At 68.1% G+C, this 17,947-nt stretch carries 16 protein-coding genes; 14 read left to right on the top strand and 2 right to left on the bottom strand.

Going from position 1 to position 17,947, the window contains the following annotated elements:
- Positions 1-174 precede the first annotated feature (174 nt).
- The 5 genes from truB to B4E96_RS04980 all read left to right on the top strand — a co-directional run bounded on the left by truB (position 175) and on the right by B4E96_RS04980 (position 6,346).
- The gene (truB, locus tag B4E96_RS05000) at positions 175-1,143 is read left to right on the top strand and encodes a tRNA pseudouridine(55) synthase TruB (RefSeq protein WP_286956610.1); all 969 of its coding nucleotides are present in this window, start codon (positions 175-177) and stop codon (positions 1,141-1,143) included.
- 87 nt (positions 1,144-1,230) lie between these two features.
- The gene (locus B4E96_RS04995) at positions 1,231-2,178 is read left to right on the top strand and encodes a bifunctional riboflavin kinase/FAD synthetase (RefSeq protein ID WP_286956609.1); all 948 of its coding nucleotides are present in this window, start codon (positions 1,231-1,233) and stop codon (positions 2,176-2,178) included.
- A 103-nt stretch (positions 2,179-2,281) separates the two neighbouring features.
- Positions 2,282-2,551 (top strand): 30S ribosomal protein S15, encoded by a 270-nt coding sequence (gene rpsO / locus B4E96_RS04990; protein ID WP_102162614.1) that lies wholly within the window; start codon positions 2,282-2,284, stop codon positions 2,549-2,551.
- A gap of 284 nt (positions 2,552-2,835) precedes the next feature.
- The gene (locus B4E96_RS04985) at positions 2,836-5,061 is read left to right on the top strand and encodes a polyribonucleotide nucleotidyltransferase (RefSeq protein WP_170273446.1); all 2,226 of its coding nucleotides are present in this window, start codon (positions 2,836-2,838) and stop codon (positions 5,059-5,061) included.
- 4 nt (positions 5,062-5,065) lie between these two features.
- Positions 5,066-6,346, top strand: coding sequence for a M16 family metallopeptidase (locus tag B4E96_RS04980; RefSeq protein ID WP_286956616.1), 1,281 nt, complete (start codon positions 5,066-5,068; stop codon positions 6,344-6,346).
- A gap of 31 nt (positions 6,347-6,377) precedes the next feature.
- On the opposite strand, the gene B4E96_RS04975 is transcribed toward B4E96_RS04980, so the two are convergent.
- Entirely contained in the window at positions 6,378-7,175 is a 798-nt protein-coding gene (locus B4E96_RS04975) for an amidohydrolase family protein (protein WP_286956607.1), read from the bottom strand.
- A 144-nt stretch (positions 7,176-7,319) separates the two neighbouring features.
- Here B4E96_RS04975 and B4E96_RS04970 point away from each other — a divergent pair, with 144 nt between their 5' ends.
- The 5 genes from B4E96_RS04970 to B4E96_RS04950 all read left to right on the top strand — a co-directional run bounded on the left by B4E96_RS04970 (position 7,320) and on the right by B4E96_RS04950 (position 9,927).
- On the top strand, positions 7,320-7,544 hold the full coding sequence (locus tag B4E96_RS04970; protein WP_102162618.1) for a hypothetical protein: 225 nt from the start codon (positions 7,320-7,322) through the stop codon (positions 7,542-7,544).
- A 126-nt stretch (positions 7,545-7,670) separates the two neighbouring features.
- Positions 7,671-8,297: a superoxide dismutase gene (locus B4E96_RS04965; protein ID WP_102162619.1), complete on the top strand. Its 627-nt coding sequence runs from the start codon at positions 7,671-7,673 to the stop codon at positions 8,295-8,297.
- Between the two features lie 88 nt (positions 8,298-8,385).
- Positions 8,386-8,586, top strand: coding sequence for a hypothetical protein (locus B4E96_RS04960; protein WP_102162620.1), 201 nt, complete (start codon positions 8,386-8,388; stop codon positions 8,584-8,586).
- Positions 8,587-8,716: 130 nt separating this feature from the next.
- A complete protein-coding gene (gene dapB / locus B4E96_RS04955; protein WP_102162621.1) occupies positions 8,717-9,466 on the top strand; it encodes a 4-hydroxy-tetrahydrodipicolinate reductase in 750 nt (249 codons plus the stop codon).
- 14 nt (positions 9,467-9,480) lie between these two features.
- Positions 9,481-9,927: a hypothetical protein gene (locus B4E96_RS04950; protein ID WP_259835853.1), complete on the top strand. Its 447-nt coding sequence runs from the start codon at positions 9,481-9,483 to the stop codon at positions 9,925-9,927.
- A gap of 7 nt (positions 9,928-9,934) precedes the next feature.
- On the opposite strand, the gene B4E96_RS04945 is transcribed toward B4E96_RS04950, so the two are convergent.
- Positions 9,935-11,158, bottom strand: a complete 1,224-nt coding sequence (locus tag B4E96_RS04945) for a DUF1624 domain-containing protein (RefSeq protein WP_259856037.1) — start codon at positions 11,156-11,158, stop codon at positions 9,935-9,937.
- Between the two features lie 101 nt (positions 11,159-11,259).
- On the opposite strand from B4E96_RS04945, the gene dapA reads away from it, so the two are divergent.
- From dapA to B4E96_RS04925, 4 genes are all read left to right on the top strand, one after another.
- A complete protein-coding gene (gene dapA, locus B4E96_RS04940; RefSeq protein ID WP_259856038.1) occupies positions 11,260-12,180 on the top strand; it encodes a 4-hydroxy-tetrahydrodipicolinate synthase in 921 nt (306 codons plus the stop codon).
- A gap of 8 nt (positions 12,181-12,188) precedes the next feature.
- Complete coding sequence (locus tag B4E96_RS04935; protein ID WP_286956615.1) at positions 12,189-13,904, top strand: ribonuclease J; 1,716 nt, start codon at positions 12,189-12,191, stop codon at positions 13,902-13,904.
- Positions 13,905-14,004: 100 nt separating this feature from the next.
- Positions 14,005-16,848, top strand: coding sequence for a DNA translocase FtsK (locus B4E96_RS04930; protein ID WP_414632673.1), 2,844 nt, complete (start codon positions 14,005-14,007; stop codon positions 16,846-16,848).
- Positions 16,827-17,939, top strand: a complete 1,113-nt coding sequence (locus B4E96_RS04925) for an Ldh family oxidoreductase (RefSeq protein ID WP_257995180.1) — start codon at positions 16,827-16,829, stop codon at positions 17,937-17,939. Before B4E96_RS04930 ends, B4E96_RS04925 begins: the two co-directional genes overlap by 22 nt.
- Positions 17,940-17,947: the final 8 nt, after the last annotated feature.

The raw sequence follows: 17,947 nt of genomic DNA, 5'->3' as shown, positions 1-17,947 counted from the left end.
GTCCGACCCGCCGACGACGGTCAGGAGGGCAACGCCGAGGGAGACCCGGGGCGGCGGCTCCGCCACCCGCTACGACCAAGTGCGCGTCTCCCTCAAGTGACGAGCCCGGCGGGCCCCCCCCCCGCGCCCGACTCTCCCACAGCAGGCTCAAGCGCTAGGCTTGAGCCTGCTGTCATGTCCGCCGAGCGACCGGAGACACCCTTCATGGCCAAGCGCACCGACTCGCCGGTCAACGGCATCCTCATCATCGACAAGCCCACCGGCATGTCCTCCCATGCCGTGGTCTCCCGGCTGCGCCGCTGGTACGGCACCCGGCGGGTCGGCCACGCCGGCACGCTCGACCCGATGGCCACCGGGGTGCTCGTGGCAGGCCTGGGCCGCGGCACCAAGCTGCTGACCTACCTCATCGGCCTCGACAAGACCTACACCGCCACCATCCGGCTCGGCGCCTCCACCCCATCCGATGACGCCGACTCAGCAGCCGACCGGTTCGCCGACCCTGCCGCCCTGGCCGCCGTCACGGATGAGCAGACCCACGCCGGCGTCGACTCGATGCGCGGGCCGATTGAGCAGGTGCCCAGCGCCGTCTCGGCGATCAAGGTCGACGGCAAACGCGCCTACCAGCTCGTCCGCGCCGGTACCGACGTGCAGCTCGAAGCCCGGCCGGTGACGATCACCGGCTTCGACATCCACGACATCCGCCGGCAGCTCGACACCGAACCGCCGGCCATCGACATTGACGTCACCGTCTCCTGCACCTCGGGCACCTACATCCGGGCACTGGCCCGCGACCTCGGCGCGGGCCTCGGCGTCTACGGCCACCTCACCGCACTGCGCCGCACCCACGTCGGCCCCTTCGAACTCCCCGGCCACCAGCTGCCAGACGACCTCACCACCCCCGAGGCGGTGCAGCCTCCCGTACCGATCGACCTCGCCACCGCTGCCGCGCAGGTCCTGCCGGTGCGCGATCTCACAGCCGAGGAATCACGAGCCCTGCTCAGCGGCCAGTTCATCGACCCGGCCACCGCCTCGGGACCGGGGCCCTGGGCCGGCATCTGCTCCGGTGAGCTCATCGCCGTCATCGAACGCCGCGGCGAGAAGCTCAAGACCGCCGCGGGCATCGCCCAGCAGCCCCCGGCATGAGCAGAGCAGGGCTTTGCGTGCGGTAACGTTGTGGCGGTATTCGACACCAGCGATATGAGACCAGCGACGCCTGGGAAGGGGCGAGAAGTGGAAGTTCTCTGGGACATCGACCAGATCCCACCCGATTTCGGTCACACCGCCGTCACGCTCGGCAACTTCGACGGCGTGCACCGCGGCCACCAGGCCGTGCTCGGCCAGCTCGCCGAGCTCGCCCGCGTACGCGGCCTGCGGTCCCTGGCGATCACCTTCGACCCCCACCCGCGCAGCGTCCACGCCCCCGACTCGGCACCCGAGCAGATCACCGGGCTGACCGAGCGGCTGGCCCGGATGTCGGAGACCGGCATCGACGCAGTGCTCGTGCAGCGATACTCACTCGACTTCGCCGACCAGACCGCTGAGGACTTCGTCAACGACTACCTCGTCGGCCGGCTGCGCGCCAAGCTCGTCGCCGTCGGCCGCGACGTGCGCTTCGGCCGCGGCAACCACGGCACCATCGAGACCCTCAAACGGCTCGGCGCCGACAACGGCCTGGAGATCGTCACCATCGACGACGTCGGCCACGCCCCTGATACGACCGGCCGGGACTCCTCGACTCTCGTGCGCGAACTGCTGGCCGAAGGCCGCGTTGACGCCGCCGCCGAGGTGCTCGGCTCCCCGCACACCGTGGCCGGCACCGTCGTCCACGGCGATGCCCGCGGCCGTGAGCTCGGTTTCCCGACCGCCAACCTCGGCGAGGACAGCGAGGGCATGGTGCCCGCCGATGGCGTCTACGCCGGCATCGCCCACTTCGATTCCGACCCCGAGGGTTACCCGGCGGCGATCTCGGTCGGCACCAATCCGACCTTCGACGGCGTCTGCCGGCGGGTCGAGGCCTATGTGCTCGACAAGGAGTTCGCCGACTTCGACGTCTACGGATCGACCATGAGCCTGGAGTTCGTCAAGCTCATCCGCGGCCAAATCACCTTCGACGGAATGGAGGACCTCATCGCCCAGATGCACGAGGATGTCTCCGAAGTCCGCAGTGTGCTAAGCTGACCGACGCTGTCTTTTCAGCATGCCGTCACGCCGGCCGCGGTCTGACAGGGCCGGAGCAGAAGGCTCCGGCGCCGCGCAACGACGTGGAAGAAGGAGAGGTCTCATGGCACTTGATCCGAAGGTCAAGCAGGACATCATCAAGGAATATGCAACTCACGAAGGCGACACGGGATCTCCCGAGGTCCAGGTCGCAATCCTGACCAAGCGCATCACCGACCTGACCGAGCACTTCAAGGAGCACAAGCACGACCACCACTCGCGTCGTGGCCTCCTGCTGCTCGTCGGTCAGCGCCGCCGCATGCTCAAGTACCTGCAGCAGATCGACATCGAGCGCTACCGTTCGCTCATCGCTCGCCTCGGCCTGCGCCGCTGAGCGAAAGCGATCTGCACGACGCGACAGGGAATCGCCGGACACGGCGGTTCCCTCTCGCGTTTTCAGTGCAGGAGACCTGCTTGTTACACTGACCATGAGCCTGGAACCGGCAGCTGACGAAGCTCCGGTGGTCGGTAGTGGCCTCCGCACCTCGTGCGTGGGCCTCGATCGATGACCGGATCCCCTGCAGCCGGCTCGCGTGTGCGCAGCCCTGCCCACCCGCCGCAAATCTTCCAGCGCAGGCGATCCGCGCGCCGGGCAGAGAGCCCGAGCGCAGAACCCGAATGGAGAAACACTTGGGAATCAATCCCGAATCTGCTGTTGCCCACATTGACAACGGGCGCTTCGGCTCCCACACCGTCCGCTTCGAAACCGGCCGCCTCGCCCAGCAGGCCGCAGGCTGCGCCGTCGCCTACCTCGACGACGAGACGATGCTGCTCTCGGCGACCGCCGTGAGCAAGAACCCGAAGGAGCACCTCGACTTCTTCCCGCTCACCGTCGACGTCGAAGAGCGCATGTACGCCGCCGGCCGCATCCCCGGCTCGTTCTTCCGCCGCGAGGGACGCCCCTCGACCGATGCGATCCTCGCCTGCCGCCTCATCGACCGGCCGCTGCGCCCGTCGTTCGTCAAGGGCCTGCGCAACGAGGTGCAGATCGTCGTCAACGTCATGGCGATCCACCCCGACCACATCTACGACACCCTGGCCATCAACGCCGCCTCGATGTCGACCCAGCTCTCCGGTCTGCCGTTCTCCGGCCCGATCGGCGGCGTGCGCGTCGCCCTCATCGACGACCAGTGGGTTGCGTTCCCGAACCACTCGCAGCTGGAGAACGCCGTGTTCGACATGGCGGTTGCCGGCCGTGTCGTCGGTGACGACGTCGCCATCATGATGGTCGAGGCCGAAGCGTCGGAGAACGCCTGGAACACCATGCGCACCGGCGGCACCGTCCCGACCGAGGAGATCGTGGCTGAGGGCCTCGAAGCCGCCAAGCCGTTCATCCAGGAGCTGTGCCGCGCCCAGCAGGAGCTGGCCGACAAGGCCGCCAAGCCCGTCGCCGAGTTCCCGGTGTTCAAGCCCTACGAGGACGACGTCTACGCCGCCGTCGAATCCGCTGCCCGCGAGCAGCAGACGAAGAACTTCCAGATCGCTGACAAGAAGGAGCGCGAAGCCGCCGGTGACGAACTCCTCGCAAAGGTGCTCACCGACCTCGGCGAGCAGTTCGAAGGCCGCGAGCAGGAGATCGTCGCAGCCCTCGATGCTCTGACCAAGGACATCGTGCGCAAGCGCATCCTCACCGACCAGATCCGCATCGACGGCCGCGGTCTCAAGGACATCCGCCCGCTGACCGCCGAGACCGGCGTCATCCCGCGGGTGCACGGCTCGGCGCTGTTCGAGCGCGGTGAGACCCAGATCCTCGGCGTCACCACGCTCAACATGCTCAAGCTCGAGCAGCAGATCGACTCGCTGTCGCCGGTCACCTCGAAGCGCTACCTGCACCACTACAACTTCCCGCCGTATTCGACCGGTGAGACCGGCCGAGTCGGCAGCCCCAAGCGCCGCGAGATCGGCCACGGCGCACTCGCCGAGCGCGCGCTCGTGCCGGTGCTGCCCAGCCGCGAGGAGTTCCCGTACGCGATCCGCCAGGTCTCCGAGGCCCTCGGCTCGAACGGTTCGACCTCGATGGGCTCGGTGTGCGCTTCGACCCTGTCGATGCTCGAAGCCGGTGTGCCGCTGCGCGCCCCGGTCGCCGGCATCGCCATGGGCCTGGTCTCCGACGTCATCGACACCGCTGACGGACCGCAGACCGCCTACGCCGCACTGACCGACATCCTCGGTGCCGAGGACGCCTTCGGCGACATGGACTTCAAGGTCGCAGGCACCAAGGACTTCATCACCGCCATCCAGCTCGACACCAAGCTCGACGGCATCCCGGCCTCGGTGCTTGCTGCGGCGCTCAAGCAGGCCAAGGACGCCCGCCTCGTGATCCTCGATGTCATGAACGAGACCATCTCCGCACCGGCGGAGATGAACCCGACCGCACCGCGGATCATCTCGGTCAACATCCCGGTCGACAAGATCGGCGAGGTGATCGGCCCCAAGGGCAAGATGATCAACCAGATCCAGGAGGACACCGGCGCTGAGATCAGCATCGAAGACGACGGCACGGTGCTCATCGGCGCCACCGACGGCACCTCGGCTGAAGCGGCGCGCTCGGCGATCAACGCGATCGCCAACCCGCAGGTCCCCGAGGTCGGTGAGCGTTACCTCGGCACCGTCGTCAAGTGCATGTCCTTCGGTGCCTTCGTCTCGCTGACCCCGGGCAAGGACGGCCTGCTGCACATCTCCGAGCTCAAGAAGCTCAACGGCGGCAAGCGCGTCGAAGACGTCGAAGACGTCCTCGGTGTCGGGCAGAAGATCCAGGTCGAGATCACCAAGGTCGACGACCGTGGCAAGCTCTCGCTCGTCCCGGTCGCAGGCGAAGAGGAAGAAGCAGGCGAACAGGAGTAATCCTCTGCACACCGAACAGCTCCTGGGGGAGGACAGCAGCGTCTGGCGCTCTGTCCTCCCTTCGGGTATCCGCGTCATCACCGAGACCATGCCCTCGCTGGCATCGGAGACCGTCGGCGTGTGGGTCGACTCCGGCTCCCGCGACGAAACCGACCTGACGGCAGGCTCGACCCATTTCCTCGAGCACATGCTGTTCAAGGGCACCACCAGACGGTCGGCCAAACAGATCGCACAGATCTTCGACCGCACCGGCGGCGAGTCGAATGCGGTGACGTCGAAGGAGTACACCTGCTACTTCTCCCGCTGCCTGGTCGACGACCTGCCGCCGGTCACCGACCTGCTGTGGGACATGGTGCTTCACGCCACGCTCGATGCCGGCGAGTTCGAACGCGAACGCGGCGTCATCATCGAGGAGCTCGCGATGGCCGCCGACGACCCGACCGATGTGCTGTACGAGAAGTTCGACGCCCTCGTCTACCCCGGCCACCCGCTCGGCCGGCCGGTCGGGGCGACGAAGGAGCAGATCCGCACCCTTGCCCACACGGTGCTGCGCGAGCACTACGAGACCGCCTACATCGGCCCGCGGCTGGTGTTCACCGCAGCAGGCGGGGCCACCCATGAGCAGATCGTCGCGCTCGTCACCAAAGCGACTGCTCATCTGCCGGATGCCGCGCCCGAGGTGGTCCGCCCGTCGCGTGTCGCGCCTGAGTTCGCCTCGGAAACCGCATGCATCGGCAAGGACACCGAACAGCAGGGCATCATCATCGGCATGCCCGGGCTGAGCGAAGGCGATGAGCGCCGGTTCGCGTTCTCCGTCATGTTCTCGCTGCTCGGCGGCGGGATGTCCTCACGGCTGTTCCAGTCCGTGCGCGAAGACCGCGGACTGGCCTATTCCGTCCACAGCGTCGCCTCCCGGTACTCGGATTCCGGCCAGTTCGGCATGTACGCCGGCTGCGCCCCGCACGCCGCCCAAGACGTCATCGACCTGTGTGTTGCTGAGTTCGAGCGCCTCGCTGCCGAACTGCCCGGCGAGGAGGAGGTCGCCGACATCGTCGCTCAGGCAGCCGGGTCGATGATGCTGAGCCTGGAGAGCTCCGCGGTCCGGATGAACCGGCTGGCCCGCTCCGAACTCGCAGGTCTTCCGCTGGAGTCCCCGCAGAACCTGCTCGACACCGTCCGCAAGGTCACCCCAGCCGATGTCTCGGCAATCGCTGCCGACCTCGCTGCCGGACCGCGTGCGCTCGTCACCCTCGGCCCGCGCGGGGACCTGCGCCTGCCGCAGTGACACACGCACCTGCCGCAGTGACCCGGGCTGCTTAGCTGACGCTGTCGTCCGTGCCGGGGTGGCGTGTGCGCAGGTAGAGCTCGGCGGCATTGCCCCACAGTGCCGCCTGCGTCTGTGCAGGAGTCAGCACGTCGCGGACGAGGGTGAGGTCGTCGTCGGCGAAGGGCCGATCTGCCCGCGTCGAGGGCAGATCGGTACCAGCCATGAGCGCCTGCGGGTTCGCCTCGGCGATCCGCCGCAGGGCACCGGTTGGGTCGAATTCGATCCGGCCGAAACCGGTGGCCTTGATCTTGGCACCGGCTTCAGCGAGGCGCAGCAGCTGCGGAAACCCAGCCTGTGAGAGTCCGAGGTGGTCGATGCTCACCTGCGGCAGCCGGGTCAGCAGCGGGCTGAGCTGGCTGAGATCTCGGGCATCGAGATAGAACTCGGCATGCCAGCCGGCGCGATCCCAGACCCGCCGCGCGAGCAGTTCGGCATCCTCGATGCCGGCGGAGCCTCCGCGGCGCAGATTGAACCGCACCGCCCGCACTCCTGCGGCATCGAGCGCATCGATCTCAGCATCCGTGACACTGACCGGCACCTGCGTGACCCCGACGAAACCCGAACCGAGAGCTGCAAGCGCTGCGACAAGATGCGTCTGGTCGAAGCCCTGGAACGACCCGGACACGACCGCACCGCCGACGACCTCCATGCCGGCAGAAGCTGGCAGGCCTGCGATGCGCTGCCGGTAGTCAGCGACGGTGAAGGGATCGGGCAGATACCCGTCATTGGCCGTGAGCGGAAAGCCCGGATCGATGATGTGCAGGTGCGCGTCGAAGACCGGCTGCATGACGACTCCTCATCTCAGGTGATCCGCTTGCCGGCCATCCTAACCGTCGGCAGGCGCGCGGCAGAGCTGCGCGCAGGGGAGAGCGATAGGACCGGAGACCGCACCCCGCCTTCCCGAGACGAATGAGACTCCCAAGACCCCTTCGTGAACCCAGCAGACCCGCACCTCGGACACCACCGCCTCGGGCCCGATGACCGGCACCCGCCTCCCGCCCCGTCCGCCATCGACACTATCGGCGCCGTCTGCGCGCCGTTCCACCACCGGCTGGAGGGGGCTGCGCGGATCGCCTGGGGATTCATCTCGCTCATCGGCGGCGTGTGCTGCGTGCCGACTGCCATGTACGTCGGCGCCTTCCTCTTCGGACCATGACGAGATATTCACTTCCTCACTTCTGAAACTGATTGAGCGATGGAATAAGGTGGGTAGCGAGCCCGTTATGCCGGACAGAGCCTGGCACAACCGACGGGCCGTCATCCACGTATGAGGAGGATTCTCATGGTTGAGCAGTACACGCTCCCGGACCTGCCCTATGACTACGCAGCACTTGAGCCGCATATCTCGGCCAAGATCATGGAGCTGCACCACGACAAGCACCACGCCACCTACGTCAAGGGCGCCAACACCGCCTTGGAGCAGCTGGCCGAGGCCCGTGAGTCCGGCGATCTGTCGAACCTGCCGAAGCTCACCCGCGACCTGCAGTTCAACCTCGGCGGCCATGTCAACCACTCGATCTTCTGGAACAACATGTCCCCGGACGGCGGCGACAAGCCGGTCGGCGAACTCGCAGCAGCCATCGACGACGCCTTCGGCTCGTTCGACAAGTTCCGCGAGCAGTTCACCACCGCCGCGACCACCATCCAGGGTTCGGGCTGGGCTGTGCTGTACTACGACGCACTCGGCGGAAACCTGCTCATCGGCCAGCTGAAGGACCAGCAGTCCGATATCCAGCTCGGCGGTGTGCCGGTTCTGCAGCTCGACATGTGGGAGCACGCCTTCTACCTCGACTATCAGAACGTCAAGCCCGACTACGTCAAGGCCTGGTGGAACGTCGTCAACTGGGAGGACGCGGGAGCCCGCTTCGAGCGCGCCCGCCAGCAGACCAAGGGCATGCTGCTCGGCTGAACCGCCGCGCACTGAACCCCCGGCGGCTCGGATCCACCCGGATCCGGGCCGCCACTGCATTCAGCACAAGGCGCCTTCTCTTGTCACGATGACCGATTCCATCTTCCGCCTCGCACGCTGGCAGCCGGAGACCGCCGTCCAGCTCATCGACATCCGCCAGGCAGCGCTTAACGATGCCGACGTCGACCTGCAGTCCAACATCCCGGAGATCGCAGACGCTCTCGCAGCGGCGCGCTTCGCCCAGAAGCCCGTCCCCACGGGGGCGAAGGCACCATGTGCGCGCGGGTGACCCTCGGCGCCGGACAAGCAGCCGGCCGGCGATCCCCGGCCATGGCAGCTGAGTCGCGAAGGCCACACCGCCTCGGACGCCGCCGGGCACTAGACTGAAACCCACGCACCCGCGACCTGAAAAGAGGAACATGAGCGCAATCCGCGTCGCCGTCATCGGAGCTCACGGACGCATGGGCAGCCACGCCGTCGAAGCGATCGAAGCCGCAGACGGACTTGAACTCGCCGCCGCACTCGGCAGCTCCGACTCCCTCGACTCCCTCACCGACGCCGATATCGACGTCGCCGTCGAACTCACCGTGCCCAAGGCGACCGCCGACAACGTCGCTTTCCTCGTCTCCCGCGGCATCGACACCGTCGTCGGCACCACCGGCTGGGACGCCCAACGCCTCGACGCACTGGAGCAGCAGCTGGCCGATCAGCCAAACACCGGCGTGCTCATCGCTCCGAACTTCTCGATCGGCGCGGTGCTGGCGATGCACTTCGCTGAGATCGCCGCCGGCTACTTCGACTCCGCTGAAGTGCTCGAGATCCACCATCCGCGCAAACTCGATGCGCCCTCGGGAACCGCCGCCCACACCGCCCAGCGGATCGCCGCCGCCCGCCAGCGGGCAGGCCTCGGGCCTGCTCCGGACGCCACCGAATCGGACCCCGACGGCGCCCGCGGAGCAGTCATCGACGGTATCCACGTCCACGCCGTCCGGCAGGCTGGCATGAACGCCAGTGAGGAGATCATGTTCGGCTCCCAGGGCGAGGCGCTCACCATCCGCACCGACACCTTCGACACACAGGCATTCATGCCCGGCATCATCACCGCTGTGCGCGCCATCGGCGACAAGCCCGGCCTGACCGTCGGGCTCGAGCACTTCCTGTCGATCTGAGCACCGCTATACGCATGTCGAAAGCGAAGCTCGGCGCACTCATCATCTCAGCGCTGCTGGTCCTGTACCTCATCTTCATGCTCCAGCGCGCCTGGATCATGCTCAGCGATCCCAACCTCATCGCCAAAGCACTCGGGATCGCACTCCTCGTCCTGCCCATCGTCGGGGCATGGGCGCTCATCCGCGAGCTGCTCTTCGGCTCCGCGATGGAGCGCCTGGCCAGGATCCTCGGCACGGAGGGCGGACTGCCGCCGGACACGCTTCCGCGCACCCCCGGCGGCAAGATCATCCGCGCAGCAGCCGAGGAGGAGTTCGAGAAGTACCGCGCCGAAACCGAAGCGGCCCCCGATGACTGGCGCAGCTGGTTCCGCCTCTCCTGCGCCTACGATGCCGCCGGGGACCGGCGCAGGGCACGTGCGGCGATGCGGCACGCGATCAAGCTGGAGAAGACAGCCGTCTGAGACCGGCTCACGCCCGCGAGGCCGGCGGTGCCGGCAGGAGTCCTGCCCGCACCCGGGCGACCAGTAGGCTGAGCGGCCACTCGAGTGGTCCGCGCGGACTGACGAAGCGCACCCACACGGTGGCGAAGACCAGGGCCGCGACGATATGCACCGCCAGCCCTGCCAGCGGCGGGAGGAGCGCTTCGGTGATCTCCACGCCGATGACGTGGACGGTGTAGATGCTCAGCGGCATGGCACCGGCTGCGATGAACGGGGCCAGCCAGCGCAGCGCCGGCCCGCGAGCGGCGAGCATGCACACCGCCAGCACCGCGACCGCCACCCCTGAGGTATGCAGCAGGTCCAGGGGAGTGGCCGAGTGCGGCCCGGCGATCACCAGCCACCACCAGGAACCCGGCAGGGTCGTGCCGTAGCTGCCGACCGCGAGCAGATACTCCAGCTCGGAGCCGAACGGATCCGCGCCCGAGGCGAGCTCGGCCTCGAGCACGGCCCGCCCGCCCATCGTCAGCAGCAGCGAGGAGGCGAACAGCGTCAGTGCCGCCACCGCGGAGCCGATGAACGCCAGCCCGGTCCACAGGCTGCGCGACGTCCAGTCGAGACGGGCGATGCACATGCCCAGCAGCACGAAGCCCATCCACTGCAGCACCGGGTAGTACCCGGTGATCGCCAGCTCCGTCAGCAGCAGCCCCGGATCGGCGAGCATGAGCACATCCGGGACCTCGTAGCTGGGGTACAGGCCCTGCCCGGTGCGCAGCGCATGGCTGAGGAACGGGGTGGCGATGAGCCACACCGGAGCCAGGATGCCCAGCGCCAGCCGGGGCAGGCGCAGCAGGAACGAGGCGATGATGAACATCAGCCCGTAGTTCGCGAGGATCACCGCCACTGAGGAACCCAGTGAGGCCAGCAGCAGGCCGAGGACGAAGATCACCGCCCCGCGCACCCACAGCCCGGACGCGGCCGCCAGCCAGGCACGCGGTCCGGGCACGGAGAGCAGCGTGCGGGTCGAGAGCACCACCGAGACCCCGGCGAGCACCGCGAACAGGGCCGAGGAGCGGCCGGCGAAGAGCGTCGCCCACGTCGGATCCGGGTCATCGAGGGGAATGATATGTGTGATCATCATCCCCAGCAGTGCGATCGACCGCGCCAGATCCACCCCCAGCAGTCGCATCCCGGCGGCCGGCCCCGAGGCGGTGGCCGGCCTGGCAGCAGGCGGGCCGGCAGGCGTGTCGGACATGGATCCTCCCGGTGATGCGAGGCGCGGAATATCGCCCTCGATTCTTTCACAGCCGCCGTGCCTGTCCTCTCAGCTGCGAGCGGCGGCGGTAGGATGAGAGCATGGCTATGGTGAACTCTGCGCAGGCACGCGATGCTGCCGCGGCCTTCGGCACGGTCGGCACCGCAATGGTGACTCCCTTCTCCGCCTCGGGAGAGGTCGACTACGACACCGCCGAGGCGCTCGCCGCCCACCTCGTCGACCTCGGCAACGACATGCTCGTCATCTCCGGGACCACCGGCGAATCACCCACGACGACCGATGCCGAGAAGTCCGAACTGCTCACCGCCGCCCGCCGCGGCGCCGGTGATCGCGCCAAGCTCGTCGCCGGGATCGGGACGAACAACACCACCCATTCGATCGAGCTCGCCCAGCAGGCCCGCGACGCCGGTGCCGACGGGCTGCTGCTCGTCACCCCGTACTACTCGAAGCCGCCGCAGGACGCCATCATCACGCATATGCGCGCTGTCGCCGATGCCACCGACCTGCCGGTGATGCTCTACGACATTCCCGGCCGCTCCAGCGTGCCGCTCGAGCCGGCCACCCTGGCCGCCCTCGACGCCCACCCGAACATCCTCGCCGTCAAGGACGCCAAGGGAGACATCGCCTCGGCCCTGCAGGTGATGAGCGAGACGGGCCTGACCTACTACTCCGGTGAGGACGCACTCAACCTGCCGCTCATGAGCTGCGGGGCGATCGGCGTCGTCTCCGTCGCCGGGCACATCTGCGCCGACCGCCTCGCCCAGATGACCGAGTATGTCGGCACCAACGATCTCAACGCTGCCCGCGACGTGGCAGCGGGCCTCGTCAGCCTCATCGACGCCATCATGAACCACATGCCGGGAGCGATCTCCGCCAAGGCGGCGCTTCAGCTCCAGGGTGTGCTTCCCACCCGCGCAACCCGCCTGCCGCTGCTTGAAGCATCGGAGGACCAGGTGGAGTTCCTGCGCCGCGAAATGACAAGGAGCGGTTACCTCACGTGACCAACCAGATGACGAACTACGCGATCGATCCCGGCGACCCACCGAAGGCAGACCCCGAGGCGATGCGCATCGTCGCCCTCGGCGGCCTCGGCGAGGTCGGCAGGAACATGACCGTCTTCGAGTACCGCGGCAAGCTGCTCATCGTCGACTGCGGTGTCCTCTTCCCCGAAGAGGAGCAGCCTGGCATCGACCTCATCCTGCCTGACTTCAGCTACCTCGACGACCGGATGGACGACATCGTCGGCCTGGTCCTCACCCACGGTCACGAAGACCACATCGGCGCGGTGCCCTACCTGCTCAAGCGCCGCGAGGACATCCCCGTCCTCGGCTCTTCGCTGACTCTCGCGCTGGTGGAGGCCAAGCTCAAGGAGCACCGCCTGCGCAAGACCGTCACCCGCGTGGTGCGCGAGAACGAAGCCGACCAGCTCGGGCCCTTCGACCTGGAGTTCGTCGCCGTCAACCATTCGATCCCCGACGCCCTGGCCGTGTTCATCCGCACCGGTGCGGGCACCGTGCTGCACACCGGCGATTTCAAGATGGACCAGCTGCCGCTCGACCGCCGGATCACCGATCTGCGTGCTTTCGCCCGCCTCGGCGAAGAGGGCGTCGACCTGTTCCTCACTGACTCGACCAACGCCGAGGTTCCCGGCTTCACCGCCCCGGAGAAGGACATCGGGCCGGTCCTCGACTCCGTCGTCTCCACCGCCACCGGGCGGGTCATCGTCGCCTCCTTCGCCTCCCACGTCCACCGCGTCCAGCAGGTCCTCGAAGCCGCCCAGGCGCACGGCCGCAAGGTCGTGCTCATCGGCCGGTCGATGGTGCGCAATATGAAGATCGCGCAGGATCTCGGCTTCCTCCACGCCCCCCGCGGAGTCATCATCGACCTCAAGGACCTCGACAAGTATCCCGATGACCAGATCGTGCTCATGTGCACCGGTTCGCAGGGCGAGCCGATGGCAGCGCTGTCGCGGATGGCCAACGGCGCGCATCCGAAGGTCGAGGTGAGCGCCGATGACACGATCATCCTCGCCTCCTCGCTCATCCCCGGCAATGAGACCTCGGTCTACCGCGTCATCAACGGGCTCATGAAGCTCGGCGCCCGTGTCGTGCACAAGGGCAACGCCAAAGTGCACGTCTCGGGCCACGCCTCGGCCGGGGAGCTGCTGTACTGCTACAACATCGTCAAGCCCAAGGGCGTCATGCCCGTCCACGGCGAATGGCGGCACATGCTCGCCAACGGCAAGCTCGCCGCCCAGACCGGCGTGCCGGAGGAGAACATCGTCATCGCCGATGACGGCTGGGTCGTCGACCTCAAGGACGGCCGCGCCCGGGTGGTCGGAGCTGTCGACTGCGAATACGTCTTCGTCGACGGCTCTTCGGTCGGCGAGATCACCGAAGCCGACCTCAAGGACCGGCGCATCCTCGCCGGCGAGGGCTTCGTGTCGATCTTCATGACCGTCGACACACAGGCGCAGAAAATCATCACCGGGCCGGTCATCAACTCCCGCGGCATGGCCGAAGACGACAATGTGTTCGACCACATCAAACCCAAGATCGCCGACGCAGTGGCCGAAGCGCTCACCGACGGGGTCAAGGACCAGTACAAGCTCCAGCAGATCATCCGCCGCACCATCGGCCGCTGGATCTCCTCACGGCTGCGCCGCCGGCCGATGATCGTGCCGATGGTCGTCGTCGTCCCCGGAGCCGAGGCCGCCGTGCAGTGACCGGGGGCGGCTGCCGGACAGTCGGCAGCCGCCGCGCCATTTCCCTACACGCCGAGCCAAATTCGGCCCGGCCCGCCACCTCGCCCCTACGATAGGCATCATGGCGACCAGTACGACTTCCCCCGCTGGTACCGGACGCAAGAGGCGCGGCACGCAGGCCGCTCCCGCTGCGCGCGGCCCCAAGGGGACTCACGACACCCAGGGACCCAGCGTGTTCACTGGGGCATGGATGGGAGTGGCACATATGGCAGGCAACCGCGCCCGCACCGTGTTCACCGAGACACCCGACGACGACAATCCCAACCGCCGCGACGGCACGGCTTTCTTCCTCGTCGGCCTCGCCATCGTCTTCGCCGCCTTCGAATGGTGGCACATTCCCGGCCCGTTCGGTGACGGCGTGCGCGCCGTCGTCGAAGGCACCTTCGGCCGGGTCGCCCTCGCCTTGCCGGTGCTGCTGCTCGGCTACGCGCTGCGGCTGTTCCTGCGCGGCCGCGAAACCCGCGGCAACAACCGCATCCTCATCGGCCTCATCGGCTTCACCTTCGCCGCTGCAGGCCTGGCGCACATCGCCGTGGGCACCCCGACGTTCGCCAATTCGCACGCCGCACTCATCAACGGCGGCGGCGCGCTCGGGTTCATCATCTCCTCACCGCTGGTCGCCGCCACCACCTCGTATGTCGCCGTGCCTCTGCTCGTACTGCTCGGACTCTTCTCCGTCCTCGTCATCACCGCCACCCCGGTCAACCGGATCCCGCAGCGCATCTACGACGCCTACTGCGCCCTGACCGGCCACACTCAGCCGGCCCACGCCGATGAGGACGAGACCCCGGCCGCCGATGACCTCGTCAGCGAAGGCCGGCAGACGAACACGCTCAAGCCGATGGGCTCCAAGCGCCGGTCGCGGAAGAAGAAGCTCGACGTCGAAGCCGAACTCGCCAAGGCCGCTGCCGACCCAGAAGCCGACCCGGCCTATGACAAGGCCTATATCCACGAGAACGACATCGCCGGCGACACACCGGCCCACGATGAGCTCTACGATGTCGACGCCGTCGGCCCCAAGCCCGGTGAGCGCCGCCCCACCAAGGCCGAACAGGACGCCGCGAAGATCAAGGAGGATGCCGCCACCCGCGTGCTCGGCGCCTCGGGAGCGGCTGACAGCGCCGCCGCTGCGGCTGGACGCGCCGGTGCGGCGGCAGGCACGGTGCCCAATGTCTCCACGCCTGCCCCGCAGGCCACCGGCGAGCTGCCGGAGCGCACCGAACAGCTGACCCTGGCAGGCGACGTCACCTACACGCTGCCCTCATCCGACGCGCTCGTCGCCGGCCCGCCGGCCAAGGAGCGCTCCGAGGCCAACGACCGGGTCGTCGAATCCCTGCGCGAGGTGTTCGACCAATTCGGCATCGACGCCCACGTCACCGGCTTCTCCCGCGGCCCGACCGTCACCCGCTACATCGTCGAGCTCGGCACCGGTGTCAAGGTCGAGAAGGTCACCGCGCTGTCGAAGAACATCGCCTACGCCGTCGCCAGCCCGGATGTCCGCATCATCTCGCCGATCCCGGGCAAGCGGGCGATCGGCATCGAGATCCCCAACACCGACCGCGAAACCGTCGCGCTCGGCGATGTCCTGCGCTCGCAGGCCGCCCGGCAGACGGAGAACCCGATGGTCGTCGGGCTCGGCAAGGACGTCGAAGGCGGCTTCGTCGTCGCCGATCTGGCGAAGATGCCGCACCTGCTCGTCGCTGGTGCGACCGGTTCGGGCAAGTCGAGCTTCGTCAACTCGATGATCACCTCGATCATGATGCGCGCGACCCCCGACGAGGTGCGCATGATCCTCGTCGACCCCAAACGCGTCGAGCTCACCATCTACGCCGGCATCCCGCACCTCATCACCCCGATCATCACCGACCCGAAGAAGGCCGCCGAGGCTCTCGACTGGGTGGTGCGGGAGATGGACACCCGGTACGACGACCTGGCCCACTTCGGGTTCAAACACGTCAAGGAGTTCAACAAGGCCGTCCGCGAGGGCACCGTCACCGCGCCTCCCGGCTCGGAGCGCGAACTCCACCCGTACCCGTACCTGCTCGTCGTCATCGACGAGCTCGCCGACCTCATGATGGTCGCCCCCCGCGATGTCGAGGCCTCCGTCCAGCGGATCACGCAGCTCGCCCGCGCCGCCGGCATCCACCTCGTGCTCGCCACCCAGCGGCCCTCGGTCGACGTCGTCACCGGCCTCATCAAGGCCAATGTGCCCTCCCGCCTGGCGTTCGCGACCTCCTCGCTGGCCGACTCGCGCGTCGTGCTCGACCAGCCGGGCGCGGAGAAGCTCATCGGCCAGGGCGATGCGCTGTTCCTGCCGATGGGCGCAGCCAAGCCGATGCGCGTGCAGGGCGCGTGGGTCAACGAATCGGAGATCCACACCGTCGTCGAGCACGTCAAGGGCGAGCTCACCCCGGTCTACCGCGAGGACGTCGCCGTCGACGAGCCCAAGAAGGTCATCGACGAGGAGATCGGCGATGACCTCGAGCTGCTCATCCAGGCAGCCGAGCAGGTCGTCACCACCCAGTTCGGGTCGACGTCGATGCTGCAGCGCAAGCTGCGGGTCGGCTTCGCCAAGGGCGGCCGGCTCATGGACCTGCTCGAATCCCGCGGCATCGTCGGCCCCTCAGAGGGCCCGAAGGCCCGCGACGTGCTCATCACCCCCGAACAGCTGCCCGAGGTCATCGCCCGCCTGCGCGGCGAAGACCCGCCAGCCGCACCCGAGGCGCCGGCCGCCTCGGGCACGGATGACGCAGCTGGCATGCCGGAGACCGACCAGGCCTATGACTCGCCGGTGACCTCCGACGACGACGCCGCCGGCTTCCAGCCCGGCGACATCGACCCGGACACCGGCCTGGAGATCGTCGAGGCCTCCGGTGAAGACGCTTGGCAGCTGACGAACCGGTGAGCGAACAGCGCTTCACCGCCGCCTCGACCCGGGAGCAGATCCTGGAGATCATGCGCGCGTTCGGGGCCGATGCGCGGGCCGCTGAGATCTGCACCGAGGTGATGTTCCACACCGACCTCTCCGGCATCGACTCCCACGGCATCTCGATGCTGCCGATCTACCACCAGGAGATCGCCGAGGGCTCCATCGACCCGGCCGCCGCACCGGTCGTCGAACACGACCACAGGGCCAGCGTCCTCATCGACGCCCGCGCCGGATTCGGGCACCTGGCCGGGCACGCGGGGATGCGCCAGGCGATGGCTAAGGCCCGGGAATACGGCATCGGGCTGGCCACCGTGCACCGCGCCAACCACTACGGCGCCGCCGGCTACTACGCGATCATGGCCGCCCGCGAGGGCCTCATCGGCCTGTCGATGTGCTCGACCCGCGGCGCGCTGCAGACCCCGACGGGCGCAAAGCACCCGTTCATGGGCACCAACCCGATCGGCTTCGCAGCCCCGGCCGGTGACGACGAACCCGTCGTCCTCGACATGGCCACCACGACCGTGCCGCTGAACAAGGTGAAGGTCCACGAGCTCACCGGCCGCCAGCTCGGCGCCGACTGGGTCACCGACACCACCGGCGCACCGGTCCGGAACGCCGCAGCCGCCTATGCCGGGCTGACCGACGAATCCGGCAATTACGGCCTCAGCCCGCTCGGCGGGCCCGGCCCGCAGGCCGCCGGGCACAAAGGCTACGGACTGGCGACCATGGTGCAGATCCTGTCTGCAGCACTCGGCGGAGCCGACCAGCCGGGCAACAGGGACGGCTTCCACGACGTCGGCTACACCTTCATCGCCATCGACCCCGGTCTCGTCAATCCCGCCAACCCGGCAGCCGGCTACACCGCGCAGCTGCGGGAGGACCTGCGGGCAGCCGCACCGCTGGACCCGGCCGTGCCCGTCCAGGTCGCAGGAGACCCGCAGATCGCCCACCGCGCCGACCGCTCAGCCCACGGCATCCCACTGGCCGCACGGCTGACCGATCAGCTCGCAGCACTGTGCGCCGACCTCGGCTGCCGATACCTGCTGGAGGCCCAGCCACCGGCCTGAACAGGGGG

This window comes from Brevibacterium sp. UBA7493, from assembly GCF_002479565.1.
In the GTDB taxonomy this organism is placed as follows: domain Bacteria; phylum Actinomycetota; class Actinomycetes; order Actinomycetales; family Brevibacteriaceae; genus Brevibacterium; species Brevibacterium luteolum.
The sequence above is the reverse complement of the archived record's forward strand: the minus strand, read 5'-3'. Positions and strand labels throughout refer to the sequence as shown.

Coding starts and splice junctions, on each gene's coding strand:
- truB (WP_286956610.1), top strand. CDS start 175: ATGTCCGCCGAGCGACCGGAGACACCCTTCATGGCCAAGCGCACCGAC.
- rpsO (WP_102162614.1), top strand. CDS start 2,282: ATGGCACTTGATCCGAAGGTCAAGCAGGACATCATCAAGGAATATGCA.
- B4E96_RS04985 (WP_170273446.1), top strand. CDS start 2,836: ATGGAGAAACACTTGGGAATCAATCCCGAATCTGCTGTTGCCCACATT.
- B4E96_RS04975 (WP_286956607.1), bottom strand. CDS start 7,175: ATGCAGCCGGTCTTCGACGCGCACCTGCACATCATCGATCCGGGCTTT.
- B4E96_RS04965 (WP_102162619.1), top strand. CDS start 7,671: ATGGTTGAGCAGTACACGCTCCCGGACCTGCCCTATGACTACGCAGCA.
- B4E96_RS04960 (WP_102162620.1), top strand. CDS start 8,386: ATGACCGATTCCATCTTCCGCCTCGCACGCTGGCAGCCGGAGACCGCC.
- dapB (WP_102162621.1), top strand. CDS start 8,717: ATGAGCGCAATCCGCGTCGCCGTCATCGGAGCTCACGGACGCATGGGC.
- B4E96_RS04950 (WP_259835853.1), top strand. CDS start 9,481: ATGTCGAAAGCGAAGCTCGGCGCACTCATCATCTCAGCGCTGCTGGTC.
- B4E96_RS04945 (WP_259856037.1), bottom strand. CDS start 11,158: ATGTCCGACACGCCTGCCGGCCCGCCTGCTGCCAGGCCGGCCACCGCC.
- dapA (WP_259856038.1), top strand. CDS start 11,260: ATGGCTATGGTGAACTCTGCGCAGGCACGCGATGCTGCCGCGGCCTTC.
- B4E96_RS04935 (WP_286956615.1), top strand. CDS start 12,189: ATGACGAACTACGCGATCGATCCCGGCGACCCACCGAAGGCAGACCCC.
- B4E96_RS04930 (WP_414632673.1), top strand. CDS start 14,005: ATGGCGACCAGTACGACTTCCCCCGCTGGTACCGGACGCAAGAGGCGC.